Here is a 26,014-nt window from a genome sequence, read left to right on the forward strand (position 1 = left end):
CACCCGGCACGCGCCGTACGCCGCTCGGGTGACGGCGTACGGCGCGCCGCGTCCGCGCGCCCCGGCCGGCACCGGCCAAGGCACCGACACCGGCCAAGGCGCCGGCTAAGGCAGGGCTAAGGCACCGCCACCGGCTGTGGGGCCCGCGTTGCGGGAGCTGTGGCAGCGGGAGCCGGGGGCGCGGACGGCTGCGATGAGATCGTGGCGTGTCCGGCGCGGCGCAGGGCGGCGCAGGAGGCCGCGAAGCGGGAGCGCAGGCGGCGCCGGGGCGGCCCCCTGGTGGTCGTCAGCCGGCTCGTCGGGGAGCTCTTCATCACCGTCGGCCTGGTGATGCTGCTCTTCGTGACCTACCAGCTCTGGTACACGAACGTGCTGGCCGAGCGCGAGGCCAGCGGCGCCGCGGGCTCGCTGCGCCAGGACTGGGACGCCGGCGGAGCCGCCGCGCCGCCGGTGGCCGCCTTCGAGCCCGGACAGGGCTTCGCGATCCTGTACATCCCGAAGCTGGACGTGAAGGTCCCGGTGGCCGAGGGCATCAGCAAGCCGAAGGTGCTCGACCGGGGCATGGTCGGGCACTACGCCGAGGGCGCCCTGAAGACGGCGATGCCGGCCGACCGCAGCGGCAACTTCGCGGTGGCCGGCCACCGCAACACCCACGGTGAACCGTTCCGCTTCATCAACCGGCTGGCGCCGGGCGACCCGATCGTGGTCGAGACCCGCGACGCGTACTACACGTACGAGATGACGAGCATCCTGCCGCAGACCCCGCCGACCAACGTGTCCGTGCTGAAGCCGGTCCCGGACGGCTCGGGCTTCACCGCCCCCGGCCGGTACATCACGCTGACGACCTGCACGCCCGAGTTCACCAGCACCTACCGGATGATCGTATGGGGCAGGATGGTCGACGAGCGCCCCCGCAGCAGTGGCGCGCCGCCCGCTCTCGAAGGATGAGTCACCCGTGTCACGAGCCCGCCGAGCCCGCCGTGCGGCCCCGCGAGAACGCAACCGGCTGGCAGGCTTCCTGAGCCTGCTCGGGGAGCTGCTGATCACCGTGGGGGCGGTCCTGGCCCTGTTCGTGGCGTACTCGCTGTGGTGGACGAACGTGCTCGCGGACCGGCAGGCCTCCGCCCGCGGCGACGAGGTGCGCCAGCAGTGGCAGGCGGCCCCGCCCGCGACGGGGCCCGGGGCGGAGCCGGGGGCCCTGGACACCCGGGGCGGTCTCGGCTTCCTGCACGTGCCGGCGATGAAGAACGGCGAGGTGCTGGTCAAGCGCGGCACGACGCCGGAGGTGCTCAACGACGGCGTCGCCGGCTACTACGCGGAGCCGGTGAAGTCGGCGCTGCCGTGGGAGCCCCGGGGCAACTTCACGCTGGCCGCGCACCGGGACGGGCACGGGGCGAAGTTCCACAACATCGACAAGCTGCGCAGGGGCGACGCGATCGTCTTCGAGACCCGCGACACCTGGTACGTGTACAAGGTCTTCGCGGAGCTGCCGCAGACCTCCAAGTACAACGTGGACGTGATCAGCCCGGTCCCGAAGGACTCGGGCCGGACCGCTCCCGGCCGGTACATCACGCTGACCACCTGCACGCCGGTGTACACGTCGAAGTACCGCTACATCGTCTGGGGCGAGCTGGTGCGGACGGAGAAGGTGGACGCGAAGCGGACGCCGCCGGCGGAACTGCGGTAAGGCGCACAGCGGTACGGCGAGAGGCCGGGACCCTTCCGGGGCCCGGCCTCTCGTGTGTGCCGTGGTGTCGGTCAGCGTCCGGCGGTCAGCGCCGGCCCCAGTCGAAGATGGAGCCGTTGTTGTTGTTGTCGGACCGCGGTGAGCCCTCCATCGTACGGAGGTTGACGACCTGCCCGGCGGTGACGGGGGTGCCCGCGACCGGATCGGTGAGGATCACGAGTGCGCTGTCGTCCGCCGGGCCGCTCACGACCGCGCCGAAGGCCAGGCCGTTCCGGGCGAGTTCCGCCTTGGCCTGGGCGACCGTACGGCCGGCCAGCTGCGGCATGGTGGTCGGCACCGCCGCGCCCTTGGCGACCTTGATGAAAACCGAGGTGTTCGGCGGGACCTGCTCGTTCGGCTGGTACTGCTGCTCGACGACCGTGCCCGGCGGCGCGCCGGGCGAGTCGACCTCGGCGACGGAGCCCAGCTTGAGCTTGGCGTCGGTCAGGAGCTTCTTCGCCTCGTCCTTCGTCTTGCCCAGCAGGCTCGGAACGGTCGACTTGCTGACCTCCTTGGCCACCTCCAGGGTGACCGCGCTGCCCTTCGCCGCCTTCGTGTCCTTCGGGGTCTGGCTGATGACGGTGTTGACCGGCTTGCTCGACTCGACGTTCTTGCGCTCGACCTGGAAGCCGAGGTCGCGCAGCTGCTTCTCGGCGAACTCGAAGGTCGAGCCCTCCAGGTTGGGCACGGTCACCTGGGGCGGGCCCGAGGAGATCTTCACCTTGACGACCGAGTCCCGGTCGGCCTTCTCGCCGGCCGTCGGCGACTGCGTGCAGATCGAGCCCTTGGGCTGCTCACACTCCTGCTCGCCGTCCTTCTCCACCTTCAGCCCGACGTTCTCGCCGCTCTTCTTCGCCGCCTCCAGGGTGACGCCGACGAACTTCGGCACGGTGGGGCGGTTGTCGGCGGTGTCGCTGAAGAGGGAGCGGCCGATGAGGATCGCACCGACCAGGACGAGGACGCCCGCGAGCGCCAGCAGCACGGTCGAGGCGCGGCTCTTCTTCTGCTGCTGCCGGCCGCGGCGGCCGCCCTGGTCGTAGCCGCCCTGGTCGGGGTAGTAGCCGCCGTCGCCCGGGGGCATGGGCGGCATCATCGACGTCTGGCCGGCCTCGGCGGCGCGCAGGGCGGTGGTGGGCTGCTCGTAGCCGCCCTGGTGCCCGTAGCCGCCCTGGTCGGGGTAGCCGTAGCCGGTGCCGAGGACCGCGGTGGCGGCGACGGGCTGGCCGTCGAGGCAGGCCTCGATGTCGGCGCGCATCTCGTCGGCGCTCTGGTAGCGGTAGTCGGGGTCCTTGACCAGCGCCTTGAGGACGATGGCGTCCATCTCGGGCGTGATCTCGGGGTCGAAGTTCGACGGGGGCTGGGGCTCTTCCCGTACGTGCTGGTAGGCGACGGCCACCGGGGAGTCGCCGACGAACGGGGGCCGGACGGTGAGGAGCTCGTAGAGCAGGCAGCCGGTGGAGTACAGGTCGGAGCGGGCGTCGACGGTCTCGCCCTTGGCCTGCTCCGGGGAGAGGTACTGTGCGGTGCCGATGACCGCGGCGGTCTGGGTCATGGTCATCCCGGAGTCGCCCATCGCGCGGGCGATGCCGAAGTCCATGACCTTGACCTGGCCGGTCCGGGTGAGCATCACGTTCGCGGGCTTGATGTCCCGGTGGACGATGCCCGCCCGGTGCGAGTACTCCAGGGCCTGGAGGATGCCGATGGTCATCTCCAGGGTGCGCTCGGGCAGCAGCTTGCGGCCGGAGTGCAGGAGCTCGCGCAGGGTGGATCCCTCGACGTACTCCATCACGATGTAGGGGATGGAGATGTTGTCGACGTAGTCCTCGCCGGTGTCGTAGACGGCGACGATGGCGGGGTGGTTGAGCGACGCCGCGGACTGCGCCTCGCGGCGGAACCTGGCCTGGAACGACGGGTCCCGGGCGAGATCGGCGCGCAGGGTCTTGACGGCGACGGTACGGCCGAGCCGGGAGTCGTGGCCGAGGTAGACCTCGGCCATGCCACCGCGGCCGAGCACGTGGCTCAGCTCGTACCGGCCGCCGAGGCGACGCGGCTCTTCCATAACTTCCAGCCCTCTCCGTCAGTCCCGACCGCACCCGTGTGTGGTCCGGCGGTGTGCTGTTCGCGCAAAGGCTACCGGCCGATCGACATTGATCGGGTGGTGGCCACAGGCTGATACCGGACCGGTACCGTGCGCTGCGACCGCCCCGGTCAGCCCTGGCTCTTGAGTACGGCCTCCATGACCGCCTTGGCCACGGGGGCGGCCAGACCGCCACCGCTGATGTCCTCGCGGTCGGCGTTGGAGTCCTCGATGACCACGGCCACGGCGACCGGCGAACCCTTGTCGGTCTCGGCGTAGGAGATGAACCAGGCGTACGGGTTCTTCTTGTTGCCCACGCCGTGCTGGGCGGTGCCGGTCTTGCCGCCGACGGTGACGCCCGGGATCCGCGCCGTCTTGCCGGTGCCGTTGTCGACGACGTTGACCATCATCTGCTGCACCTTCTGCGCGTTGGCGGCGGAGAGCGGACGGCTCATCTCCTGCGGCTCGTGCTTCTCGATCACGTCGAGGTTCGGCGAGGTCAGCTGGTCGACCATGTACGGCTTCATCAGCTTGCCGTCGTTGGCGACCGCGGCGGCGACCATCGCCATCTGGAGCGGGGTGGCGGCGGTGTTGTACTGGCCGATGCCCGAGAGCGCGTTGCCGGGCCGGTCCATGGTCTTGTCGTAGACGCTGGCGAAGGCGCGGACCGGGGTGTCGATCTTCTCGTTGTTGAAGCCGAACTTCTGCGCCGTCTCCACCATCTTGTCGCGGGTGACCTTGTCGGACATGTTGGCGAAGACGGTGTTGCAGGAGACCCTCAGCGCCTCGCTCAGGCTGAACTTGTCGCACTTCATGTCGTGCGAGTTGGGCAGCTTGGTCTGCGTGGTGGGCAGGAGGTACGGCTCGGTGGTGTCGGTCGGCGCGTTGATGTCGGTGACGACGCCGTGCTCCAGGGCGGCCGCGGCGGTGACCACCTTGAAGGTGGAGCCGGGCGGGTAGGTCTCGCGCAGTGCGCGGTTGACCAGGTTCTTGTCCTCGCTGTCCTTGAGCTCGACCCAGGCCTTCTCGTCGTCCTTGGAGTTGCCGGCGAACCGGGACGGGTCGTAGGACGGGGTGCTGGCCAGGGCGAGGATCGCGCCGGTGCGCGGGTCGATCGCGGCGACCGCGCCCTTCTTGTTGCCGAGCTGGGTGAAGGCGGCCTTCTGCGCGGCGGCGTTCAGCGTGGTGACGACGTTGCCGCCCTGCTTCTTCTGGCCGGTGAACATGCCGATCGTGCGGTCGAAGAACAGCCGGTCGTCGTTGCCGGTGAGGATGCCGTCCTCCAGCGACTCCAGCTGGGTGGAGCCGAACGCCTGCGAGGCGAAGCCGGTGACGGGAGCCCACAGCGGGCCGTCGAGGTACTTCCGCTTGAACTTGTAGTCGCTGCCGTTCACGGCCTCGGAGCCGGTGATGGGCTGGCCCTCGACGATGATGTTGCCGCGCTCTGTGGCGTACTGGGCGATCTGGACCCGTCGGTTCTCCTTGCGGGTGGCCAGCTCCTCGGCCTGGACGTACTGGAGCCAGTTGGTACGGATCAGCAGGGCGAGGATGAGCAGCCCGCAGAAGATCGCGATCCGGCGCAGGGGCTTGTTCATGACGGGCGGACCACCTGGGTCATCTCGGAGTCGGGGGACGGGGCGGGGGCCGGGGCAGGGCGCCGTGCGGTGTCGCTGATCCGGATGAGGATGCCGATGAGGGCCCAGTTCGCGAGGACGGAGGAGCCGCCGGACGCGAGGAAGGGCATGGTCATGCCGGTGAGGGGGATGAGGCCCATCACACCGCCGGCGACGACGAAGATCTGGATCGCGAAGGCGCCGGACAGGCCGATCGCGAAGAGCTTGCCGAACGGGTCGCGGGCGGCCAGCGCGGTACGGGCGCCGCGCTCGATGATCAGGCCGTAGAGCAGCAGGAAGGCCATGACGCCGGTGAGCCCGAGCTCCTCGCCGACGGTGGAGAAGATGAAGTCGGAGTTGGCGGCGAAGCCGATGAGGTCGGAGTTGCCCTGGCCCCAGCCGGCGCCGAGGACGCCGCCGGAACCGAAGCTCATGATCGACTGGCCGACCTGCTCACAGGCGCCGGAGGTGGTGTAGCAGGAGAAGGGGTCGAGCCAGGCGTTGACGCGGACCTTCACGTGGCTGGCGGTGGTGCCGACGACCACGGCGCCGACCGTCGACATCAGCAGGCCGATCACGATCCAGCTGGTCCGCTCGGTGGCGACGTACAGCATGATCACGAACATGCCGAAGAACAGCAGCGAGGTGCCGAGGTCGTTCTCGAAGACGAGGATGAGCAGGCTCACCGCCCAGATCACCAGGATCGGGCCGAGGTCGCGGCCGCGCGGCAGGTACAGGCCCATGAACCGGCGGCTGGCCAGCGCCAGGGCGTCGCGCTTGACCATCAGGTAGCCGGAGAAGAAGACCGCGATGACGATCTTCGCGAACTCACCGGGCTGGATGGAGAAGCCGGCCACCCGGATCCAGATCTTGGCGCCGAAGACGTCCGCGCCGAGGCCCGGGATGACCGGCAGGATCAGCAGGACCAGCGCGCCGGCCATCGAGATGTAGGTGAAGCGCTGGAGCGTGCGGTGGTCCTTGAGGACCAGCAGCACGGCGGAGAACAGGACGATGCCCAGCGCCGTGTACAGCATCTGGTTGGGCGTGGACTCCGAGAAGCCGCCGTAGGCCCGCTTGGCGAGGTTCTGCAGCCGCTCGGACTGGTCCAGGCGCCAGATCAGGACCAGGCCGAGGCCGTTGAGCAGGATGCCGAGGGGCAGCAGCAGGGGGTCGGCGTACTTGGCGAAGCGGCGTACGACGAGGTGGGCCACGCCGGCGAGGACCGCCAGGCCGAGGCCGTAGACGAGCATGCCGGGGGGCAGCTTGCCGTGCATGGCGAGCCCGACGTTGGCATAGGCGAAGATCGGGATGACCACGGCGAAGCCGAGCAGCATCAGCTCGGTGTTCCGCCTGCTCGGCAGCTCGATGGCGCCGATGGTGGTCGTGTTGGTGACAACGCTCATGGTGTGACGGGCCCCCTGTGCCCGCGGGTGACTGCTGGTACCGCTGCTACTGCTTCTCGCACAGTCCGACGAGCTTCTGCTCCTCGGGCGTGAGGACGGTGTCTGCGGGCGGGGTCTGGTTGTTCGCCTCGGCGGCGCGGCGCGCCTCGTCCTTCTTGCAGGCGGTGACCTGTTGGGCGAGGTCGTCGACCTTCTGGCGGGCGCCGTCGAGGGATCCCTCGCTGATGGCGGCCTCGACCTGCTTGCGCTTGAAGGGCGGCAGGTACTTCAGTTCGATGTCGGGGTGGTCGGTCTCGACCTTCGACAGCGAGATCGGGCCGAGGTCCTGGCTGAGACCGCGGTAGAGGGCGACGTGGTCGCCGTTCTTGCCGACGAAGAACTGGGTCTGGGTCCAGCGGTGGGCCGCGTACGCGCCGCCGCCGATGACGCCCGCGACGAGGAGCAGCAGCAGCGTCCGGGTGGTCCACTTGCGCCCTTTGCCCCGGCGCCGGCGGGGGTGGTCGTAGCCGTCGTCCATGCCGCCGTCGTCGTACGGGTCGGCCTCGCCGAACGAGCCGTACGCGCCGCCGTAGCCGGCGTCGGGAGCCGCGCCGTAGCCGGGGGCCTCGCCGCTGCCGGGCGGGCCGAAGGCGCCGGCGGGCGGCGGGACCTGGCGGCCCAGGCCCGCGGCGCGGCCCGCCGGGGTCTGCATGGCGCCGCCGTCGAAGAGCTGGTGCTGGTTCTCGGCGACCGCGCCGACGACCACCGGGGTGTCGTTCAGCTGGGCGGCCAGGGTGTCGCCGCTGTCGGTGTCGAGGACGTCGGCGACGATGCAGGTGATGTTGTCGGGTCCGCCGCCGCGCAGGGCGAGCTGGATCAGGGCCTGCACGGTCTCGTGCGGGCCGTGGTAGTCGGCGAGGGTCTCCTCCAGGGTCTGGTGGGAGACGACGCCGGAGAGCCCGTCGGAGCAGATCAGGTAGCGGTCGCCGACCCGGACCTCGCGGATGGAGAGGTCGGGCTCGACGTGGTCGCCGCTGCCCAGCGCGCGCATCAGCAGGGAGCGCTGCGGGTGGGTGGTGGCCTCTTCCTCGGTGATGCGGCCCTCGTCGACGAGCCGCTGCACCCAGGTGTGGTCCTGGGTGATCTGGGTGAGGACGCCGTCGCGCAGCAGGTACGCGCGGGAGTCGCCCACGTGCACCAGGCCCAGGCGCTGGCCGGTCCACAGCAGGGCGGTGAGCGTGGTGCCCATGCCCTCCAGCTGGGGGTCCTCCTCGACCATGACGCGCAGCTGGTCGTTGGCGCGCTGTACGGCGATGCCGAGCGAGGTGAGGATGTCGGAGCCGGGGACGTCGTCGTCCAGCTGCACGAGGGAGGAGATCACCTCGGAGCTGGCGACCTCGCCGGCGGCCTGGCCGCCCATGCCGTCGGCGACCGCGAGCAGGCGCGGGCCGGCGTATCCGGAGTCCTCGTTGCCCTCGCGGATCATGCCCTTGTGCGAACCGGCGGCGAACCGCAGGGACAGACTCATGCGCACCTGCCCAGTCGACAAGCCTTCCGGGTACAGCCGGTCTCGAGCCACACTGCCCACCCTCCGGTCGGGAGCGCGCGCAGGTCCGTGTCCCGGTGGGGACGGACCGCTGCGGCTCGCTCGCTCCGCTCGCTCATTCTCGTACTACTTCCGCAGCTCGATGACGGTCTTGCCGATGCGGATCGGGGCGCCCGGCGGAATGGGCGTCGGGGTGGTCAGGCGGGTCCGGTCGAGATACGTGCCGTTGGTGGACCCGAGATCCTCGACGATCCACTGCCCGTCCCGGTCGGGGTAGATCCTGGCATGGCGGCTGGAGGCGTAGTCGTCGTCCAGCACGATCGTCGAATCGTGGGCCCGGCCGAGGGTGATGGTCTGGCCCTGGAGCGCGACCGTCGTGCCGGTGAGGGTTCCCTCGGAGACGACCAGCTTGGTCGGGGCGCCGCGGCGCTGGCGCTGCTGCGGGGGCGCGGCCTGCCGGCCGCCGCCGCCCTGCTGCGCCGGAGCACCGCCGGACCCGCGACGGGATCCGCGCTGGGTCACCCGGGTACCGAACAGGTCACTGCGGATGACCTGGACGGCCACGATGACGAACAGCCACAGAACGGCCAGGAAACCCAGCCGCATGACCGTCAGGGTCAGCTCTGACATTGCCCCCGCTTCACCCTTCGGCTTGCCGGTAAATGATGGTGGTGCTGCCCACGACGATCCGCGAGCCGTCGCGGAGCGTAGCGCGGGTGGTGTGCTGCCCGTCCACCACGATGCCGTTGGTGGACCCGAGATCCTGGATCGTCGAGGGCGTTCCGGTCCGGATCTCACAGTGCCGGCGCGAGACGCCGGGGTCGTCGATCCGTACGTCGGCCTCCGTGCTGCGGCCGAGTACGAGCGTGGGACGGGAAATCTGGTGGCGGGTGCCGTTGATCTCGATCCAGCGCCGCACCCCCTGGCCGCCGCCCCCGGGCACGGGGGCCACGTGGCCGCCGGCGGCCGGGCGGCGCTGGCCGCCCGGTGCGCCGGGCGGCGGGGAGCTGGGCATGGGCGGGGCGCCGACCGGCGGGTAGCCGTAGCCGCCCTGCTGCTGGCCCGGCGCGGGCTGCGGCTGGGAGGTGCTGGCGGCCAGGGTGCGGCTGCGTACGCGGTAGAGGCCGGTGTCGAGGTCGTCGGCCTTCTCCAGGTGCACCTTGATCGGGCCCATGAAGGTGTAGCGCTGCTGCTTGGCGTAGTCGCGGACGAGGCCCGCGAGCTCGTCGCCGAGCTGGCCGGAGTAGGGGCTCAGGCGCTCGTAGTCGCCGGAGGAGAGCTCCACGATGAAGTCGTTGGGGACGACGGTGCGCTCGCGGTTCCAGATGGTGGCGTTGTTGTCGCACTCGCGCTGCAGCGCTCCCGCGATCTCCACCGGCTGGACCTCGGACTTGAACACCTTGGCGAAGGTGCCGTTCACCAGACCTTCGAGTCGCTGCTCGAACCGCTTCAGGACTCCCATGGGGCACCTCCTCCGTCGTTGTCGCCCTGTACTGCTTACTGATCGTATCCACGCGTGGGGGATTCAGGTGGTTCCCCTTGCCCCTCGCGTGGACGAGTGTTGGTCCTCACAAGGGATCGTAGGGGCGCTCAGAGGACAGTGTCCCGCACGAGGAGGGGACAACGGGAGGGGCAGTCGGGACGGGCTGCCGGTGGTGCCCGGAAAGCGATTTCGATCCACCTCGTCCGACGTGCTAATGTTCCGATGTCGCCAGGGGAACGGCCCGAAAGGGAAGGCCACTGGGACGCTGCTCGGGCGAGTGGCGGAACGGCAGACGCGCTGGCTTCAGGTGCCAGTGTCCTTCGGGACGTGGGGGTTCAAATCCCCCCTCGCCCACTGTGGGAAGCCCCGCGGATCTTCGGATCCGCGGGGCTTCTTTCGTTGTCGGGTCCGGTCCGGTCCGGCCCCTCCGGTCCGGGAACTGCGTGGGCGACTTTCGTCGGACAGGGCGCTACGAAAGTGGGCGGCCGGGCGGTCGGCGCGGCCCCTAGGGTCGGGTCCGTGGACGTGACGTCGTGGATGTGACTTCGGGGATACGCGCGCGCAGGGCGTGGCTGAGCTGGGAGTGGCTGAAGGGTCCCGAGCGGTGGACGCGGGCGGAGGTCGTCAAGGATTGCGCGACCGCCGCGGTGCTCGCGCTGCTGGGGCTGCCGCTGGAGGAGCTCACCGGCGGGGCGTGGTGGCGGCACACGCTGGCGGTCGTGAGCGTGGTGCTGCTCACACTGCTGAGGCGCAGGCTGCCGGCGGGGACGCTGGTGGCGGGCGCGGTGATCAGCGGGGTGCTGCCGGGGGCGTTCCTGGTGACCATCCTGCTGGCGTGGTCGGCGGGCCGGCGGATCATCGGGGTGACGCGGGCGGTGGTCGCGTTCACGCTGGCGTTCGCGCTGGAGGTGGGCGTCGGGGTGGCCGCCGAGTGGTCGGTCACCCGGCCGCTGTGGGTGGCGGTCTTCACCACCCTGGTCTTCCTGGCGACGACCCTGATGCCGGGTCTGGCGAGCCGTTACTGGCACCAGCGCCGCACGCTGCTGCACGCGCTCCAGGAGCACAACGCGCAGCTGCTGCGGGAGCGGGCGATGATCGCCGGCCAGGCGCGGCTGCGGGAGCGGCAGCGGATAGCCCAGGACATGCACGACAGCCTCGGCCACCAGCTGGCGCTGATCTCGGTGCACACCGGCGCGCTGGAGGTGGACCCGGCGCTGACGGACCGCCAGCGGGAGGCCGTCGGGGTGCTGCGGCAGGCGTCGGTGGGGGCGATGCACGAACTGCGCGAGGTGGTGGGCATCCTGCGCGACGGCGTGGAGGCCCCCGTCGCCGTCGAGGAGGCCGCGCAGCCGGCGGCGCGCGGGGTCGCCGGGATCGGCGGCGTGGTGGAGGCGGCGCGGGCCGCGGGTACCGATGTCGGGCTGCGGGTGACCGGCACGCCCCGGCCGCTGGCGCCGGCGTGCGACCACGCGGCGTTCCGGATCGTGCAGGAGGCGCTGACCAACGCCTACAAGCACGCGCCGGGTGCGGCGATCACCGTGGAACTGCGGTACGAGGACGACTCGCTGGTCGTGGAGATCGCCAACGGCCCGGCGGCCGCCGCGGAACCGGGCGAGGTGGTCTCCGGCGGGCAGGGCCTGACGGGGCTGCGGGAACGGGCCCGGCTCGTCGGCGGAATGGTGCACGCCGGACCGGCCCAGGGCGGGGGCTTCCGGGTCGCGGGCGTGCTGCCGTACGGGGCGGAGCCGGCCGGGGCGGCGGCGCGCGGGCCGGGCGACGACTTCGGCCAGCTGGCCGCGGGCCTGCCGGGTACGCCGGGCATGCCGGCGCCGATGGACTGGGCGGCGGTGAACCGGGAACTGGCCGCGGGCGGGGTGCGCGACGCGGGGCGGGGCTCGGGCGGGGTCGCGCTGGGCTGCGGGATCGCGTTCGCCGCGGTGGTGCTGCTGCTGATCGTGGTGGTGGCGCTGATCGCGCTGCTGGCGAGCTCGGCCGACAACGCGTACATCGCCCCCGAGGAGTACGACCGGGTGCACGTGGGCCAGTCCGAGGGGGAGGTGCGCGGCGCGCTGCCGAACGGCGACTCGATCATGACCTCGGGGATGGACCGGAAGGGGCCCGTCAGGCCGATGGGTTCGTCGTGCCTGGCGCTGCTGTCGTCGGAGCAGCCGGGCCTGAACAAGGACCGGGTTTTCCGGTTCTGTTTCAAGGACGGCAAGCTCGTCGAGAAGCAGACGTACGAGGTCGAGCAGGGCGAGTGACAGCGGTGAGTGGGAGCGTGGGCGTGACGGGCAGGTCCATCAAGGTGGTGATCGCCGACGACGAGCCGCTGATCCGGGCCGGGATCCGGATGATCCTGACCTCGGACCCGGGGATCGAGGTCGTCGCGGAGGCGCCGGACGGGCGGGCGGCGGTGGAGCTGGCCCGGGCGCACCAGCCGGACGTGGTGCTGCTGGACATCCAGATGCCGGTGCTGGACGGGCTGAGCGCGCTGGCGGAGCTGCGCCGGGCGGTGCCGGCGGCGCGGGCGCTGATCCTGACGACGTTCGGCGAGCGGGAGAACGTCCTGCGGGCCCTGTCGGAGGGCGGGGCGGGCTTCCTGCTGAAGGACTCGGCGCCGGGCGAGCTGATCGGCGCGGTCCGGGCGGCGGCGGCCGGGGACGCGTACCTGTCGCCGGGGGCGACCCGGCACGTGGTGGACCAGCTCGCCTCGGGCCGGGAGGCGGCGCGCGGCGAGGAGGCGCGGCGCCGGGTGGCGGAGCTGAGCGAGCGGGAGCGGGGGGTGCTGGCGCTGCTCGGCGAGGGGCTGTCGAACGCCGACGCGGGCCGGCGGCTGCACATGAGCGAGGCGACGGTGAAGACGTACGTGAGCCGGATCCTGGCCAAGCTGGAGTGCGACAACCGGGTCCAGGCGGCGCTGCTGGCGCGCGACGCGGGCCTGTAGGACGCGTCTTCGGGCGGACGGGATCCGGTCCGGGCCGGGCGGGCGCGAGCGTGGTCGGCCGGGCGAGCGGGGGCCGGGTCGGCCGGGCGCGGCTTTCGCGACGCCGCGCGGGTCGGTACGGTCTTCCCGCACAGGACGAAGATCGACACGGGGGGCGCGACACATGGCGGCTGATCGGATACCGGAGGTGCCGGGCTTCGCCCCGCGCACGGCTGCGCGGGCGTCGGCCAAGGCGGAGGGCAAGGCGCTGCGCCGGCGCGTCCCGCGCCTCTCGCACGGGCTCCTGGAGCCGAGCCCCGACCGCCCGGACGTGGTGCGGGCGGTGGAGGAGTCCAACGCCGGCCGGGTCAGGAGCCTGACGCCGATACGGGTGGGGCGGATGGCGGCCAACCCGTTCGCGTTCCTGCGCGGTTCCGCCGGGCTGATGGCGCACGACCTGGCGGCGACGCCGGTCACCGGGGTGGGCGCGCAGATCTGCGGTGACGCGCACGCCGCCAACTTCGGCCTGTACGGCGACGCCCGCGGCCGGCTGGTCATCGACCTCAACGACTTCGACGAGACGGTCTTCGGCCCCTGGGAGTGGGACGTCAAGCGGCTCGCCGCCTCGCTGGTGCTGGCCGGCCGGGTGGCCGGCGCGGACGAGGACACCTGCCGGGCGGCGGCGCAGGACGCGGTCGGCGCCTACCGGCACACGGTGCGGCTGCTGGCGAAGCTGCCGGCGCTGGACGCCTGGAACGCGATCGCCGACGAGGAGCTGGTCTCGCACGTCGACGCCCGGGACCTGATGGGCACCCTGGAGCGGGTCGCGAAGAAGGCCCGCAACAACACCAGCGCGCGGTTCGCCGCGAAGTCCACGGAGCCGGCCGAGGACGGCGGGCTCCGCTTCGTCGACGCCCTGCCGGTGCTGCGGCGGGTCGGCGACGAGGAGGCGGCGGCGGTCGCGGCCTCGCTCGGCCCGTACCTGAGCACGCTCCAGGGCCACCGGCTGCCGCTGCTGGCCCGGTACACCGTCCACGACGTGGCCTTCCGCGTGGTGGGCACCGGCAGCGTCGGCACCCGCTCGTACGTGGTGCTGCTGCTGGACCACCGCGGCGAGCCGCTGGTGCTCCAGGTCAAGGAGGCCCGGCCGTCGGTGCTGCTGCCGCACCTGCCGGCGGCGGGCTTCACCGCGCCGGTGGAGGAGCACGAGGGGCGCCGGGTGGTCGCCGGGCAGCAGCGGATGCAGGTCGTCTCGGACATACTGCTCGGCTGGACGACGGTGGAGGGGCTGCCGTACCAGGTGCGGCAGTTCCGTAACCGCAAGGGCAGCGTGGACCCGGCCGCCCTGTCCGCCGACCAGATCGACGACTACGGGCGGATGACGGGCGCACTGCTGGCCCGGGCGCACGCGCACAGCGCCGACCCGCGGGTGCTGGCCGGGTACTGCGGCCGGAACACGGAGCTGGACGAGGCGGTGGCGTCGTTCGCCGTGGCCTACGCGGACCGCACCGAGGCGGACCACGCGGAGCTGGTGGCGGCGATCCGGTCGGGCCGGATAGCGGCCGATGAAGGCGTCTGAGGCGCGCTTTCCCCTCGGCCGGCTTGCTGCCTGCCGGCGGCCCGCCCTGTGCGGGCCGCTGCTCGCCCGCCCCGCCCCGCCCCCCCCACCAGTCCGCTGCCCCGACCGGCCCTGGACCGGGCCGGGGCGGGGGGCCGTAGGGTGGGTGGGGTGAGCGAGCAGACTGCCGGGGAGCCCTCGGCCCCCACCGACGGGACCGCCGGCGCCGAGCGTCCCGAGGCGCGGCTGGAGCGTGCCGTCCGCGCGGCCGAGCAGGCGCTGATCGAGTTCGAGATCGCGGTCGAGACCTTCCGGGTGGAGGTGGAGAATTTCTCCCGGCTGCACCACCAGAAGCTCGGTCCGATGTACACCCGCCTCGACGAGTTGGACGCCCTGATCGCCGAGGCGCGGGCCGCCCGGACCGGCGACCCCGAGGACCTGCGGCGCGCGCAGGACGCGCGGTCGCTGGTGATGCCCATGCCGGGGGTGGACGAGCTGTTCCACGACTGGCTGGACTCGGACGGGATCTCCGACGACGCCGCGGCGATGCTCACCGAGCGGCCGGTACGGCCCCCGGAGCGGGTCCGCCCGTCGGAGGAGGTACGCCGGCTCTACCGGGAGCTGGTCCGCCAGGCCCACCCCGACCTCGCCCAGGACGAGGCCGAGCGGGGCCGTCGCGACGCGTTCATCGCGAAGGTGAACGCCGCTTACGGGCGGGGCGACGAGCAGCTGCTGCGCGAGCTCGCCGAGGAGTGGGCGGCCGGCCCGGCGCCCGAGGAGGCCGGCCCGACGCAGAGCGAGGAGCTCTACGCCCGGCTGGAGTGGCTGGCCCGGCGCAAGGAGCTGCTGGCGCTGGTGGCCCGGGAGCTGGAGGAGAGTGCGATCGGGTCCATGCTGCGGATGGCCCCGGACGACCCCGACCGGCTGCTGGAGGAGATCGCCGAGCAGCTGCTGGCGCAGGTCGCCGAGCGCGAGGCGGAGCTGGCGTCGTACGTCGGATAGGTTTCCAGCGTTCCCACTTGCTACTGCCACTGCTACTGCAACTGCTACTGCAACTGCTACGAGAGAAGGCGACATCGTATGAACTTCGGACCGCTGCCCACGGTGGCCGCCGCCGCGGTGCCCTCCGAAGGCTTCGTCCTGGACGTCCGTGAGGACGACGAGTGGGCGGCCGGCCACGTCGAGGGCGCCCTGCACATTCCGATGAGCGAGTTCGTGGCCCGCTTCGGCGAGCTGACGGAGGCGGCCGAGGACGGCCGCCGGGTGCACGTGATGTGCCGGGTGGGCGGGCGCAGTGCGCAGGTCACCCAGTACCTGGTCCGCCAGGGCATCGACGCGGTGAACGTGGACGGCGGGATGCAGGCCTGGGAGGGCGCCGGGCGCCCGATGGTGGCCGACCACGGGAACCCGGCCTTCGTCCTGTAGGACCGTGTGCCCGCCGCATGCGGCGGGTCAGCCGAGGGGGTGGGCCGCCAGCAGGTCGCCCAGGGCCTCCTCGTGCGCGGCCGCCGGGCCCAGGGACAGCTCCAGGTGCTTGGCCCAGGCGTGGTAGCGGTGCAGCGGGTAGTCGGTGTCCGCACCGAACCCGCCGTGCAGGTGCTGCGCGGTCTGCACGACCCGGCGTACGCCCTCGGCGGCCCAGATCTTGGCCACCGCCACGTCGCCGGCGCTGGGCAGCGGCCCGCCCGCGCCCGGCCGGTCCAGCCGCCAGGCGGCCTGCCAGAGGGTGACCTCCATGGCGCGCAGGTCGATGTAGCGGTCGGCGGCCTGGACGGCGACGGCCTGGAAGGTGGCGACCGGGAACCCGAACTGCTCGCGCGTGCCCGTGTACCGGCTCGTCATCGACAGCACGGCCTCGCCCAGGCCCAGCGCGAGCGCGCAGGTGCCGGTGGCCAGCAGCTGGCGCAGCTGCTCCCAGGCGCCGGGGGCGTCGATCAGCCGCACGGCGGGGACGCGGACGGCGTCGAGGGTCAGCAGGGCCAGCCGTTCACCGCTGGTGGAGTACTGGTCGGCGAGTGCGAGGCCGTCGGCGGAGCGCGGGACGAGGGCCAGGACGGCCTCGCCCTCGCCGGAGTGGGCGGGTACGGCGATCCAGTCGGCGCCGTGCGCCCAGGGAACGGCAGTCTGCACCCCGTCGAGCACCCAGGTGTCCTCGCCCGAGCGGCGGGCGGTGACGCCGAGTTCGGCCGGGTCGTGGCCGGTGCGGCCGTGTGCGGCGACGGTCAGGACGAGGCGGCCGCGGCCGGCGTCCGGCAGCAGTTCGGCGGCCAGCCGGGGGTCGGCGTGGGCCTGCACGGCCATGGCGGTGGCGCAGTGCTCCAACAGCGGGACCCGGGCGAGCACCCTGGCGGACTCGCGCAGCACCAGGCACAGGGCGACGGTGTCCAGTCCGGCCCCGCCGTGCTCGGGGGCCAGCACCAGGCCGAGCAGGTCGGCGGCGGCGAGCTTGTCCCACAACGGGCGGTCGAAGTCGTCGGCGACGGCGCCCGCGGTCAGCGCCGGGCTGGGCACGCCGTCGGGCACGACATCGACGAAGACCGCCCGGGCCGCCTCGACGGCGGCCTGCTGCTCCTCGGTGAAGGTGAAGTCCACTGCCTGTCCTCCCGCACACACCGGATCCCTGACGGTGCGTCAAGATAGAACAGGTTCTCAAAATTTGACAGGGGTCGCCACGACTGCCTGACGCCACGACGGCGGTCCGGCAGCGGCTGGGCCGGCACGCCGACGCCGACGAATGCCGGACCCCCCGCGCCCTGGGCGCCTCGGCCCGGGCTGCTTCCGCGCCCGGAGGAGCCGCGGACCCCGGCCCGCTCTCGCCCCAGGCCGCTCCCGCGCGCCTGGAGGCGCACCTCGGCCCTGTCCGCTCCGGCCCCTTGTCCGCTCCCGGCCCCGGGTCGCCCTGGCCCCGTTCGGCCCCGGGCCCCGGGCCGCCCCCGGCCCAGCGCCGCCCGCGGCCCCGCTCGGCCCCCGGCCGGCTCTTCGGCCCCCGCCCGCCGCCGGAACTACCGGTCGAAGTCGAGTTCCACTTCCTCCGTCACCGGGTGCGACTGGCAGGCCAGGACGAAGCCGGCCTCCGTCTCCTCCGCCTCCAGCGCGAAGTTGCGGTCCATCCGCACCTCGCCGCGGACCACGAAGGCCCGGCAGGTGCCGCACACGCCGCCCTTGCAGGCGTACGGCGCGTCCGCGCGGGCCCGCAGCACCGCGTCGAGCAGCGACTCCCCGTCCTGCACCGGCCAGGTGCCCGAACGGCCGTCCAGCCGTGCGGTGACCTTGCTGTGCGCCGGGGCGGCGACGCCGGCGGGCCGGGCCGGGGCCGTGGTGTCCTCGACGTGGAAGATCTCCTCGTGGATCCGGGCGCGCTCGACGCCCAGCCCGCGCAGTGCCCGCTCGGCGCCCTGCACCAGCCCGTAGGGCCCGCACAGGAACCAGCCGGCCACCTCGTCCACCGGCAGCAGCGCCGGCAGCAGGGCCGTCAGCCGCTCCTGGTCCAGGCGGCCGGAGGGCAGCCCGGCCTCCTGCTCCTCCCGGGAGAGCACCGTGACCAGCTGGAAGCGGTCGGGGTAGCGGTCCTTGAGGTCGGCGACGTCCTCCAGGAACATCGTGGACGCGGCCGTACGGTCGCTGCGCACCAGGCAGAACCGGGCGTCGGGGCGCGCCGCGAGCAGCGTGGCGGCGATGGACATCACGGGCGTGATGCCGCTGCCGCCGACGATCGCCGCGTAGTGCGCGGCGGGCGCGGCCGCGGCGGGGTCGAGCACGAAGCGCCCGGCCGGGACCATCACGTCCAGCACGTCCCCGGCGGCGATCTCCTTGTGCGCGAAGGTGGAGAACTCCCCGCCCTCCACCAGCCGCACACCCACCTGGAGCAGCTCCGGGCCGGGGCCGTCGGGCCGCGGCGCGGGCGAGCAGATCGAGTAGGTGCGGCGGATCTCGGCGCCCTCGTCGGTGGTGCGGCGCAGGGTCAGGTGCTGGCCGGGCGCGTGCAGGTACGCAGCGCGCAGCTCCGGCGGCACGGCGAGGGTGAGCGCGACCGAGTCGTCGGTGAGCCGGTCGACGGCCGCCACCGTCAGCGGGTGGAACGCGCCGTGGCGGGCTGCGGCCATCTCTACAGCTCCTTGAAGTGGTCGAACGGTTCGCGGCAGGACGTGCAGCGGCGCAGCGCCTTGCACGCGGTGGAGGAGAAGCGGCTGAGCAGCTCGGTCTCGGTGGAGCCGCAGTGCGGGCAGCGCACCGTCAGCGACACCGGGACGGGGCCGTCGGACGCGTGCGGGCGCGGCGGGGCGATGCCGAACTCGGCCAGCTTGCGGCGGCCCTCGGCGCTGATGTCGTCCGTGGACCAGGCGGGGGAGAGCACCGTGTGCACGCTCACCTGCGGTATGCCGTGGTCGGTGAGGACCCGCTCGATGTCGGCGGACATCGCCTCGATGGCGGGGCAGCCGGTGTAGGTGGGGGTGAGGTCGACGTCGACGCCGCCGTCCTCCCGCATCCGTACGCCGCGCAGTACGCCGAGCTCGGCGAGGCTGAGCACGGGCATCTCGGGGTCGGGCACGGAACCCGCCAGTGCGGCGAGCTCCTGCTCCAGCCGGGTCTGCGCCACGGGCGCGTCGGTCACCATGACGCCCCCGGGTGGCTGCGGTGCAGGTGCTGCATCTCGGCGAGCATCCGCCCGAACGGCTCGGTGTGCAGGCCCTCGCGGCCGGCTCCGGCCCTCCAGGCCCCGGTGCGCGGCCCCTCGGGCGGGTCGAGCCGGGCCCGGCTCAGTACGTCGTCCAGCTCGGCCAGCCAGCGCTGCTCCAGGGCGGCGCCGTCCACGTCCACGCCCTCGACGGGCCGGAACATCTCGCCGGTGTACTTCCACAGGGCGTCCAGGCCGGCGCGCATGCGCCGGGTGCTCTCCTCGGTGCCGTCGCCCAGGCGCACGGTCCACTGGACGGCGTGGTCGACGTGGTAGGCGGTCTCCTTGACCGCCTTCGCCGCGAGCGGGGCGAACGGGCCCTGGCCGGCGGCCAGTTCCGTCCAGAGCAGGTGCTGGTACAGCGAGAAGTACAGCTGGCGGGCGATGGTGTGCGCGAAGTCGCCGTTCGGCTGCTCGACCAGCTGGAGGTTGCGGAAGGACCGCTCCTCGCGCAGGAAGGCCAGCTCGTCCTCGTCGCCCGCCATGGACAGCAGCACCCGGGCCTGGCCCAGCAGGTCCAGGGCGATGTTGGCGAGCGCCACCTCCTCCTCCAGGACGGGGGCGTGGCCCGCCCATTCGCCGAGGCGGTGGGAGAGGACCAGGGCGTCGTCGCCGAGCGCGAGCGCGGCGGCGGGCACCGCCGACGGTCCGGCCGGGGTCGCGTGCGTGGTCTCGGTCGCGGTCACAGGTGGCGCACCCCCTCCGGGATCTCGTAGAACGTCGGGTGCCGGTAGGGCTTGTCGGCGGACGGGGCGAAGAACGGGTCGCGCTCGTCCGGCGAGGACGCGGTGATCTGCGCGGACGGCACCACCCAGATCGAAACGCCCTCGTTGCGCCGGGTGTACAGGTCGCGGGCGTTGCGCAGGGCCATCTCCGCGTCGGGGGCGTGCAGGCTTCCGGCGTGGGTGTGCGAGAGGCCGCGGCGCGAGCGCACGAACACCTCCCACAGGGGCCAGTTCTGCGTCATACCCGTGCCTCCTCGTGCTGTACGTGTGCCTGTGCCTGCTTCTCGGCATGGGCGGCGGCCGCCTCGCGCACCCAGGCGCCTTCCTCGTGGGCGCGGCGGCGCTGGCTCAGACGCTGCTCGTTGCAGGGTCCGTTGCCCTTGAGGACGTCCCAGAACTCGGCCCAGTCGATGGCGCCGAAGTCGTAGTGCCCGCGCTCCTCGTTCCACTTGATGTCCGGGTCGGGCAGGGTCAGCCCGAGCGTCTCGGCCTGCGGGACGGCTATGTCCACGAACCGCTGGCGCAGCTCGTCGTTGGAGTGCCGCTTGATGCGCCAGGCCATGGACTGGGCCGAGTGCGCCGACTCGTCGTCCGGCGGGCCGAACATCATCAGCGAGGGCCACCACCAGCGGTCGACGGCGTCCTGGGCCATGGCGTGCTGTGCCTCGGTGCCCTGGGACAGGGCGAGGAGCAGCTCGTACCCCTGGCGCTGGTGGAAGGACTCCTCCTTGCAGATGCGGACCATCGCGCGGGCGTACGGCCCGTAGGAGGTCCGGCACAGCGGCACCTGGTTCGTGATCGCCGCGCCGTCCACCAGCCAACCGATGGCGCCGACGTCGGCCCAGGTCAGGGTGGGGTAGTTGAAGATCGAGGAGTACTTCTGCCGGCCCGCGTGGAGCTTGTCGAGCAGCTCGTCGCGGCTGGTGCCGAGGGTCTCGGCGGCGCTGTACAGGTACAGGCCGTGGCCGGCCTCGTCCTGGACCTTGGCCATGAGGATCGCCTTGCGGCGCAGCGAGGGCGCGCGCGTGATCCAGTTGGCCTCGGGCTGCATGCCGATGATCTCGGAGTGCGCGTGCTGGGCCATCTGGCGGACCAGTGACGCCCGGTACTCCTCGGGCATCCAGTCGCGGGGCTCCACGCGCTCGTCGGCCGCCACGGCGGCCTCGAAGGCGTCCGCGAGGGCCCTGTCCTGCCCCGTCTCCGGGGTCACTGCCACCATCCCGGCCCCCTTGCCAAGTGGTTCGCCTGCGATGTCCTGCATCCACCGCCCGGTCGCCCCTGGGGGCCGGCCGCTCGGATGCTTGATCGAGCGGCCTACCGACCGATCGTTCGGTTCGTGCTCTTCAATGGTGGGTCGGCGGCCCGTAGGGTGTCAACCTCTGTGGATGGCCGAGGAGCGGGGCGGGATGGATTCGAACGATCCGGAGGGGACGGTTCCCGGGCCGCGTCCGGTCGGCGTGGCGGGCCTGTCCACCCCGTACCGGGTGCTGGTCGCGCTGGCCCTGGGCGCCGTGGCCGTCGCCGCCTGCTGGCACCTGGCGCTGGTGTTCCTGCACGTCGCACCGTCGAACACGCTCAGCAAGCGGCACGCCAGGACGATCGACGACTGGATCTACCCGGAGTTCGAGCAGAACTGGAAGCTCTTCGCCCCCAACCCGCTCCAGCAGAACGTCGCCGTCCAGGTCCGCGCCCAGGTCCGGGACGGGGCCGGCGGCCTGGTCACCACCGGCTGGCGGGACCTGACCGCACAGGACACCGACGCCATCCGGCACAACCCGCTGCCCAGCCACACCCGGCAGAACGAGCTGCGCCGCGCCTGGGACTTCTACACCTCCTCGCACGACGAGGAGGAGAAGGCGAACGGGGAGCGGGGGGCCCTGTCGGAGGCCTACCTCCAGCGGATCGCGGTGCGCCGGCTGGCCGGTACGTACGGCGGCGGCGACCTGCTGCGGATCCAGCTGCGCGGGGCCACCACCGCCCTGCCGGCGCCCGCCTGGAGCACGGAGCAGACCGACACCGCGACCTACTACCGGGAGCTCCCGTGGTGGACCGTGTGAGAGCCGCCGCCGGGCGCGCCCTGGCCCGGGTGACCGGGCAGGCGCTGGGTGCGTACCAGAGCGCCGTGCTGCGGATCGGCGTCGCGGGCACCTGGCTGCTGTTCCTGCTGCGGGAGTTCCCGCACCGGCGCGAGCTGTACGGGCCGGAGAGCCCCTGGGGCTGGGACCTGGGCCGGCGGCTGATCGACACGAACGACGCCTTCACCGTGCTGATGTGGTCGGACTCGGCGGTGTGGTTCGAGATCTCTTACGCGCTCGCGCTGGCCGGCGGCCTGCTGTTGCTGCTGGGCTGGCGGACCAGGGCCGCGTCCGTGCTGTTCATGGTCGGCGTGCTGTCGCTGCAGAACCGCAGCGTCTTCATGGGCGACGGCGGGGACAACGTCATCCACCTGATGGCGGTCTACCTCGTGTTCACGCGGTGCGCGCAGGTGTGGTCGCTGGACGCGCGGCGGGCCCGGCGCGGCGGCGGTCCGGGCCCGGGCGGGAGCACCGACGGGGCGGCCGGGCCGGTGCTGTGGGCCGTACTCGGCCTCGTCCTCGCGTACGCGGCGGTGGCCGGACACCTCTCCGCCGGCTGGGCGGCCGCGTTCGGTGCGCTGTGGGCCGTCCAGGGCCTGTGGTGGGCGGTGGACCGGTCCGATCCGCAGGGCGAGGCACGGGCGGCGCTGGACACCCTGGCCAACATCGTGCACAACGCCGCGCTGCTGGTGATCATGGCGGAGGTCTGCCTGATCTACGCGACGGCCGGCTGGTACAAGGTCCAGGGCTCGCGCTGGCAGGACGGCACCGCGCTGTACTACCCGCTCGGCCTGGACTACTTCACCCCGTGGCCGGACCTGTCGGGGCTGCTGGCGGGCAGCGGCACGCTGGTGATGCTGCTGTCGTACGGGACGGTGGTGGTGCAGGTCGCCTTCCCGTTCACGCTGCTGAACCGGCGGGTCAAGAACGTGCTGCTCGCGGTGATGATGCTGGAGCACGCCGGCATCGCGGTCCTGCTCGGCCTGCCGTTCTTCTCGATGGCGATGATCGCGGCCGATGCGGTGTTCCTGCCGACGGGCTTCCTGGTGCGGGCGGGCGGCTGGGCAGCCGCCTCGGCGGCCCGGCTACGCCTGCGCCGCCGGTCCCAGGGGAAGGCGGGGGCGGAGGCGGGCCCCACGCTCCCGCAGCCGGGGGCCGGCTCCGCCAGGGCTGCCGGGGCCGGGCGGGAGGCCTGCGTCGTGGCCGTGCCGGGTGCCGGGGCCGGGGGCGCCGGTCCCGCCGGGGGCGGTCGGGCCGAAGGGGAAGCCGGGGCCGGGTGGGAAGTCGGCTCCGCCGAAGCTGCCGGGGCCGGGCCGCAAGCCGGTGTCGGGGCCGTGCCGGGTGCCGGGGCTGAGCCTGGTGCTGGTGCTGGTGCTGGTGCTGGTGCTGGTGCTGGTGCTGGTGCTGGTGCCGGGCACGGGCCGGATGCCGAGGTCGGCCGGGCCGACGGGGCCGGGGCCGCGCACGGGCCGGATGACGGGGCCGGGGAGGTCCGGGTGCCGCCGCCGGCCGGTCCGGTGGATCAGGCGCGGCCGGCCACCTCGTAGGCTCGACGCATGAGTGACGAGCGGACGGACGCCGAGACGGTACGGCTGTGGCGGGCGGCCGCCGAGCAGGACGGGCTGGTCCTGCTGGACGGGTTCCACGCGCTCAAGCACGCCCTCCGCTTCGGTGCCGACGTCCGCCTGGCCGTCGCCGACGACCCCGCCGCCGTCCGCGCGCTGGCCGCCGAACTCGCCCCCGACGTCGAGGAGTCCGTGGCCGCCCTGGTCCGGCCGGCGCAGCTGCGCACGCTGCTGACGCGGGTCCACCCGACCGGCGTGGCCGCCCTCGCGGTCCGTCCGGACCGGCCCGCCGGGCGGGCGGCGCTGGCCCGGATGCCCCGCAGCGCGCCCGTCGTCGTCCTCGACAACCCGCGCAACCTCGGCAACGTCGGGGCCGTCGTCCGGCTCGCCGCCGGGTTCGGCGCCACCGGCGTGGTGACCCGCGGCGACCTCGACCCCTGGCACCCCAACGTGGTCCGGGCCGGCGCCGGACTGCACTACGCCACCACCGTGGACCGCGTGGAGCTCGCCGAGCTGCCCCCCGGCCCGCTCTACGCCCTCGACCCGGAGGGCGCGGACATCCGCTCCCTGGTCCTACCGGACGACGCCCTGCTGGCGTTCGGCTCCGAACGCCACGGCATCTCCCCCGAGCTGCGCGCCCGCGCCGACCACCTGGTCGCGCTGCCCATGCGGCCCCAGGTCTCCAGCTACAACCTGGCCACCAGCGTCGCCATGACCCTCTTCCACTGGGGCGGACCGCGCGGACAGTAGGGCCGCTGCAACCGCGGCCGCGCCCGCGACCAGGATCGCCGCGGCCGCCGCGAGGGTGGTCCCGTCCGGGTGGATCAGCGGCTGGCCGCGCAGCGCCTGCCAGGTCAGCAGCGCGAGCACGGACGCGTAGCCGGCGCCGGCCACCAGGGCCAGCCGCAGCCGGACCCGCTCGTCGCGCAGCCGGGCGTGGCGCCCGGCGAGGGCGGCGAGGACGAGCACGAGCAGCGGCAGCACCTGGAGCGCGTGCATGCCGAAGAAGTGCGGGATGCGCAGGTCGCCGCCGGTGGTGGACCAGCCGGTCAGCGGCAGTCCGGGGCCGCCGTCCGGGACGCCCACGGAGTGGCCGCCGACGATCGGGGCGTCGTCGTCGCCCACCGCCCGCTGCTCGGCCGTGGGCTGGGTCATCAGCGTGCCGAGTCCGGCCCCGACCAGGGCGAGGACGGCGCCGATCCGGATCGACCAGGTCGTCGCCCGGTCGGCGAGGCGGGCGCGGAACAGCAGCACCGCGATGACCAGGGCCGCCACCCAGAGCACGACCACGATCGCGCCCATGGTCCGGAAGACCGCGGCGTCGAACGGGGTGCCTTGGTTGAAGTGGCTCTGCTCGCCGCGCACCACCTGCAGTGTCACCAGCAGCATCTCGACGGCGCTGGTGGCGGTCACGACCGTGCCCGCCCACCAGGCCGGGCGGCGCAGCCGGGGCCGGGCCTCGCCCAGCAGGGCGGTCATCCAGGCCAGGCTGAGCGCGTAGGGGACGAAGGAGACGCCGAACTTGAAGGGCTTGGCCCAGATCGGGGCGCCGACGAGGACGCGGTCGTCCACGACGAGTCCGACGGCGGAGACGAGGGCCCACAGGACGTTCGCCGCGGCGAGGGCGACGAGTGGGCGGTGCCAGGTGCGCAGCCGGCTGCGCAAGGAGAACGAGGACATCCCTACCCCCATGCAGGATGAATGGATAGTGGCACTTGCCGCTATCTGATAGTGCCACTATCTATGATGGAGGGGGACGTGACAAGCAGGGCAGGGCAAGGCAGGGCGGGTGAACGCGCGGTGCGCATCGGAGAGTTGAGCCGCAGGACCGGGGTGCCGGTGCCGACGATCAAGTACTACGTACGGGAGGGGCTGCTGCCGCCCGGCGAGCTGACCAGCCCCAACCAGGCGAGCTACGGCGAGGCGCACGAGCGCAGGCTGCGACTGGTACGGGCCCTGCTGGAAGTGGGCGGCCTGCCGGTGGCGGCGATCCGCGAGGTGCTCGCGGCCATCGACGACACGGAGCGGCCCGTGCACAAGGTGCTGGGCGCGGCGGCCTGGGCGGCGACGAGGTACGGCGGCGAGGACGCCGGGGCGCCGGAGGGCGGCGACGGCGACGGTGCGGCGGACGACGCCGAGCTGAAGCTGGCCCGGGAACGGGTGGCGCGGCTGGTCGAGGCGCGCGGCTGGCGGATCGACCCCGGGAACCGGGCGGCGCAGGCGCTCGCCTCGGCACTCGCCACGCTGGAGCGGGTGGGGCACGGCGGCTTCGTGGACCTGCTGGACGACTACGCCGAGGCGGCCGAGCGGGTGGCCCGGGCGGACCTGGACTACACCGCGCGGCGGGTGGCGCGCGAGGACCTGGTCGAGGCGGTGGTGGTCGGCACGGTGATGGGCGACGCGGTCTTCGCGGCCCTGCGCCGCATGGCCCAGGTGGACGCCTCGGCCCGCCTCTTCCCACCGGAGTAGCCGCGACCGCCACCGAAGGGCAGGCCCGGGGCCCGCGGCGCGACGAACGGCCGGGCCTCGGCCCGGGTGTCCCCCGCCCGGTCCCACCCCGGGCGCCCCAGCCCTAGGCGCGTTCCGCCCCGGGCACGCCGGCCCCAGGCGCGGCCCCTGGCCTCCGTGCCCGGTTCCTGGGCCGCCCCGGGCGCGGTGGCCCCGGG

21 protein-coding genes, 1 tRNA gene and 3 pseudogenes are annotated in these 26,014 nt (G+C 73.1%); 12 read left to right on the forward strand and 13 right to left on the reverse strand.

Annotation, left to right across the window (positions count from 1 at the left end):
• Positions 1–120: 120 nt before the first annotated feature.
• A pseudogene (locus GPJ59_RS13540) lies at positions 121–948 on the forward strand (class E sortase); the annotation flags it as partial.
• 7 nt (positions 949–955) lie between these two features.
• Positions 956–1,687, forward strand: coding sequence for a class E sortase (locus GPJ59_RS13545; RefSeq protein WP_219667347.1), 732 nt, complete (start codon positions 956–958; stop codon positions 1,685–1,687).
• Between the two features lie 85 nt (positions 1,688–1,772).
• Here GPJ59_RS13545 and pknB read toward each other — a convergent pair whose 3' ends face one another.
• The 6 genes from pknB to GPJ59_RS13575 all read right to left on the reverse strand — a co-directional run bounded on the left by pknB (position 1,773) and on the right by GPJ59_RS13575 (position 9,806).
• Positions 1,773–3,785: a Stk1 family PASTA domain-containing Ser/Thr kinase gene (gene pknB, locus GPJ59_RS13550; protein ID WP_219667348.1), complete on the reverse strand. Its 2,013-nt coding sequence runs from the start codon at positions 3,783–3,785 to the stop codon at positions 1,773–1,775.
• 149 nt (positions 3,786–3,934) lie between these two features.
• Entirely contained in the window at positions 3,935–5,398 is a 1,464-nt protein-coding gene (locus GPJ59_RS13555) for a peptidoglycan D,D-transpeptidase FtsI family protein (RefSeq protein WP_219667349.1), read from the reverse strand.
• Positions 5,395–6,819 (reverse strand): FtsW/RodA/SpoVE family cell cycle protein, encoded by a 1,425-nt coding sequence (locus GPJ59_RS13560; RefSeq protein ID WP_219667350.1) that lies wholly within the window; start codon positions 6,817–6,819, stop codon positions 5,395–5,397. The genes GPJ59_RS13555 and GPJ59_RS13560 overlap by 4 nt, the downstream gene beginning before the upstream one ends.
• Positions 6,820–6,865: 46 nt before the next feature.
• A complete protein-coding gene (locus GPJ59_RS13565; RefSeq protein WP_219667351.1) occupies positions 6,866–8,326 on the reverse strand; it encodes a PP2C family protein-serine/threonine phosphatase in 1,461 nt (486 codons plus the stop codon).
• 144 nt (positions 8,327–8,470) lie between these two features.
• Positions 8,471–8,974 carry an FHA domain-containing protein FhaB/FipA gene (locus GPJ59_RS13570; RefSeq protein WP_219667352.1) on the reverse strand — a complete coding sequence of 168 codons (504 nt, stop codon included), beginning with the start codon at positions 8,972–8,974 and terminating at the stop codon, positions 8,471–8,473.
• Positions 8,975–8,984: 10 nt separating this feature from the next.
• Positions 8,985–9,806, reverse strand: a complete 822-nt coding sequence (locus GPJ59_RS13575; protein ID WP_219667353.1) for an FhaA domain-containing protein — start codon at positions 9,804–9,806, stop codon at positions 8,985–8,987.
• Between the two features lie 292 nt (positions 9,807–10,098).
• Here GPJ59_RS13575 and GPJ59_RS13580 point away from each other — a divergent pair.
• The 6 genes from GPJ59_RS13580 (at position 10,099) to GPJ59_RS13605 (ending at position 15,733) form a co-directional block, all read left to right on the forward strand.
• A tRNA-Leu gene (locus GPJ59_RS13580) sits at positions 10,099–10,181 on the forward strand.
• A 179-nt stretch (positions 10,182–10,360) separates the two neighbouring features.
• Entirely contained in the window at positions 10,361–12,088 is a 1,728-nt protein-coding gene (locus GPJ59_RS13585) for a sensor histidine kinase (protein ID WP_219667354.1), read from the forward strand.
• 23 nt (positions 12,089–12,111) lie between these two features.
• Positions 12,112–12,771, forward strand: coding sequence for a response regulator transcription factor (locus GPJ59_RS13590; protein WP_219667355.1), 660 nt, complete (start codon positions 12,112–12,114; stop codon positions 12,769–12,771).
• A gap of 163 nt (positions 12,772–12,934) precedes the next feature.
• Positions 12,935–14,329: a DUF2252 domain-containing protein gene (locus tag GPJ59_RS13595; RefSeq protein ID WP_219667356.1), complete on the forward strand. Its 1,395-nt coding sequence runs from the start codon at positions 12,935–12,937 to the stop codon at positions 14,327–14,329.
• 150 nt (positions 14,330–14,479) lie between these two features.
• Complete coding sequence (locus GPJ59_RS13600) at positions 14,480–15,310, forward strand: J domain-containing protein (RefSeq protein ID WP_219667357.1); 831 nt, start codon at positions 14,480–14,482, stop codon at positions 15,308–15,310.
• Between the two features lie 78 nt (positions 15,311–15,388).
• Complete coding sequence (locus GPJ59_RS13605; RefSeq protein WP_219667358.1) at positions 15,389–15,733, forward strand: rhodanese-like domain-containing protein; 345 nt, start codon at positions 15,389–15,391, stop codon at positions 15,731–15,733.
• Between the two features lie 27 nt (positions 15,734–15,760).
• On the opposite strand, the gene GPJ59_RS13610 is transcribed toward GPJ59_RS13605, so the two are convergent.
• The 6 genes from GPJ59_RS13610 to paaA form a co-directional block, all read right to left on the reverse strand.
• Positions 15,761–16,900 (reverse strand): acyl-CoA dehydrogenase family protein, encoded by a 1,140-nt coding sequence (locus tag GPJ59_RS13610; protein WP_219667359.1) that lies wholly within the window; start codon positions 16,898–16,900, stop codon positions 15,761–15,763.
• 410 nt (positions 16,901–17,310) lie between these two features.
• A complete protein-coding gene (locus GPJ59_RS13615; protein ID WP_219667360.1) occupies positions 17,311–18,411 on the reverse strand; it encodes a 2Fe-2S iron-sulfur cluster-binding protein in 1,101 nt (366 codons plus the stop codon).
• A 2-nt stretch (positions 18,412–18,413) separates the two neighbouring features.
• Positions 18,414–18,923 (reverse strand): 1,2-phenylacetyl-CoA epoxidase subunit PaaD, encoded by a 510-nt coding sequence (paaD, locus tag GPJ59_RS13620; RefSeq protein WP_219667361.1) that lies wholly within the window; start codon positions 18,921–18,923, stop codon positions 18,414–18,416.
• Positions 18,917–19,669, reverse strand: coding sequence for a 1,2-phenylacetyl-CoA epoxidase subunit PaaC (gene paaC / locus GPJ59_RS13625; RefSeq protein ID WP_219667362.1), 753 nt, complete (start codon positions 19,667–19,669; stop codon positions 18,917–18,919). Before paaC ends, paaD begins: the two co-directional genes overlap by 7 nt.
• On the reverse strand, positions 19,666–19,950 hold the full coding sequence (gene paaB, locus GPJ59_RS13630; RefSeq protein WP_079428543.1) for a 1,2-phenylacetyl-CoA epoxidase subunit PaaB: 285 nt from the start codon (positions 19,948–19,950) through the stop codon (positions 19,666–19,668). The genes paaC and paaB overlap by 4 nt, the downstream gene beginning before the upstream one ends.
• Positions 19,947–20,927, reverse strand: a complete 981-nt coding sequence (paaA, locus tag GPJ59_RS13635; RefSeq protein ID WP_219667363.1) for a 1,2-phenylacetyl-CoA epoxidase subunit PaaA — start codon at positions 20,925–20,927, stop codon at positions 19,947–19,949. Before paaA ends, paaB begins: the two co-directional genes overlap by 4 nt.
• 187 nt (positions 20,928–21,114) lie before the next feature.
• Here paaA and GPJ59_RS13640 point away from each other — a divergent pair, with 187 nt between their 5' ends.
• From GPJ59_RS13640 to GPJ59_RS13650, 3 genes and pseudogenes are all read left to right on the forward strand, one after another.
• Positions 21,115–21,765, forward strand: coding sequence for a DUF5819 family protein (locus GPJ59_RS13640; protein ID WP_258024339.1), 651 nt, complete (start codon positions 21,115–21,117; stop codon positions 21,763–21,765).
• Positions 21,753–22,925, forward strand: a pseudogene (locus tag GPJ59_RS13645) (HTTM domain-containing protein); the annotation flags it as partial. The gene GPJ59_RS13640 and the pseudogene GPJ59_RS13645, both read left to right, overlap by 13 nt.
• Before the next feature lie 414 nt (positions 22,926–23,339).
• A complete protein-coding gene (locus GPJ59_RS13650; protein WP_219667364.1) occupies positions 23,340–24,098 on the forward strand; it encodes a TrmH family RNA methyltransferase in 759 nt (252 codons plus the stop codon).
• On the opposite strand, the pseudogene GPJ59_RS13655 reads toward GPJ59_RS13650, so the two are convergent.
• Positions 24,087–25,028 (reverse strand): annotated as a pseudogene (locus GPJ59_RS13655) (hypothetical protein); the annotation flags it as partial. The gene GPJ59_RS13650 and the pseudogene GPJ59_RS13655 overlap by 12 nt on opposite strands.
• Before the next feature lie 120 nt (positions 25,029–25,148).
• On the opposite strand from GPJ59_RS13655, the gene GPJ59_RS13660 reads away from it, so the two are divergent.
• Positions 25,149–25,817, forward strand: coding sequence for a MerR family transcriptional regulator (locus GPJ59_RS13660; protein WP_219667366.1), 669 nt, complete (start codon positions 25,149–25,151; stop codon positions 25,815–25,817).
• Positions 25,818–26,014: the final 197 nt, after the last annotated feature.

The organism is Streptomyces bambusae, assembly GCF_019400985.1.
GTDB classification, from domain to species: Bacteria; Actinomycetota; Actinomycetes; order Streptomycetales; family Streptomycetaceae; genus Streptomyces; species Streptomyces bambusae_A.

What these genes read in the sequence shown, in the direction of transcription:
- pknB (WP_219667348.1), bottom strand. Translation starts at nt 3,785, where the DNA reads ATGGAAGAGCCGCGTCGCCTCGGCGGCCGGTACGAGCTGAGCCACGTG.
- GPJ59_RS13555 (WP_219667349.1), bottom strand. Translation starts at nt 5,398, where the DNA reads ATGAACAAGCCCCTGCGCCGGATCGCGATCTTCTGCGGGCTGCTCATC.
- GPJ59_RS13560 (WP_219667350.1), bottom strand. Translation starts at nt 6,819, where the DNA reads ATGAGCGTTGTCACCAACACGACCACCATCGGCGCCATCGAGCTGCCG.
- GPJ59_RS13565 (WP_219667351.1), bottom strand. Translation starts at nt 8,326, where the DNA reads ATGAGTCTGTCCCTGCGGTTCGCCGCCGGTTCGCACAAGGGCATGATC.
- GPJ59_RS13570 (WP_219667352.1), bottom strand. Translation starts at nt 8,974, where the DNA reads ATGTCAGAGCTGACCCTGACGGTCATGCGGCTGGGTTTCCTGGCCGTT.
- GPJ59_RS13575 (WP_219667353.1), bottom strand. Translation starts at nt 9,806, where the DNA reads ATGGGAGTCCTGAAGCGGTTCGAGCAGCGACTCGAAGGTCTGGTGAAC.
- GPJ59_RS13595 (WP_219667356.1), top strand. Translation starts at nt 12,935, where the DNA reads ATGGCGGCTGATCGGATACCGGAGGTGCCGGGCTTCGCCCCGCGCACG.
- GPJ59_RS13605 (WP_219667358.1), top strand. Translation starts at nt 15,389, where the DNA reads ATGAACTTCGGACCGCTGCCCACGGTGGCCGCCGCCGCGGTGCCCTCC.
- GPJ59_RS13615 (WP_219667360.1), bottom strand. Translation starts at nt 18,411, where the DNA reads ATGGCCGCAGCCCGCCACGGCGCGTTCCACCCGCTGACGGTGGCGGCC.
- paaD (WP_219667361.1), bottom strand. Translation starts at nt 18,923, where the DNA reads ATGGTGACCGACGCGCCCGTGGCGCAGACCCGGCTGGAGCAGGAGCTC.
- paaB (WP_079428543.1), bottom strand. Translation starts at nt 19,950, where the DNA reads ATGACGCAGAACTGGCCCCTGTGGGAGGTGTTCGTGCGCTCGCGCCGC.
- paaA (WP_219667363.1), bottom strand. Translation starts at nt 20,927, where the DNA reads ATGGTGGCAGTGACCCCGGAGACGGGGCAGGACAGGGCCCTCGCGGAC.
- GPJ59_RS13640 (WP_258024339.1), top strand. Translation starts at nt 21,115, where the DNA reads ATGGATTCGAACGATCCGGAGGGGACGGTTCCCGGGCCGCGTCCGGTC.
- GPJ59_RS13650 (WP_219667364.1), top strand. Translation starts at nt 23,340, where the DNA reads ATGAGTGACGAGCGGACGGACGCCGAGACGGTACGGCTGTGGCGGGCG.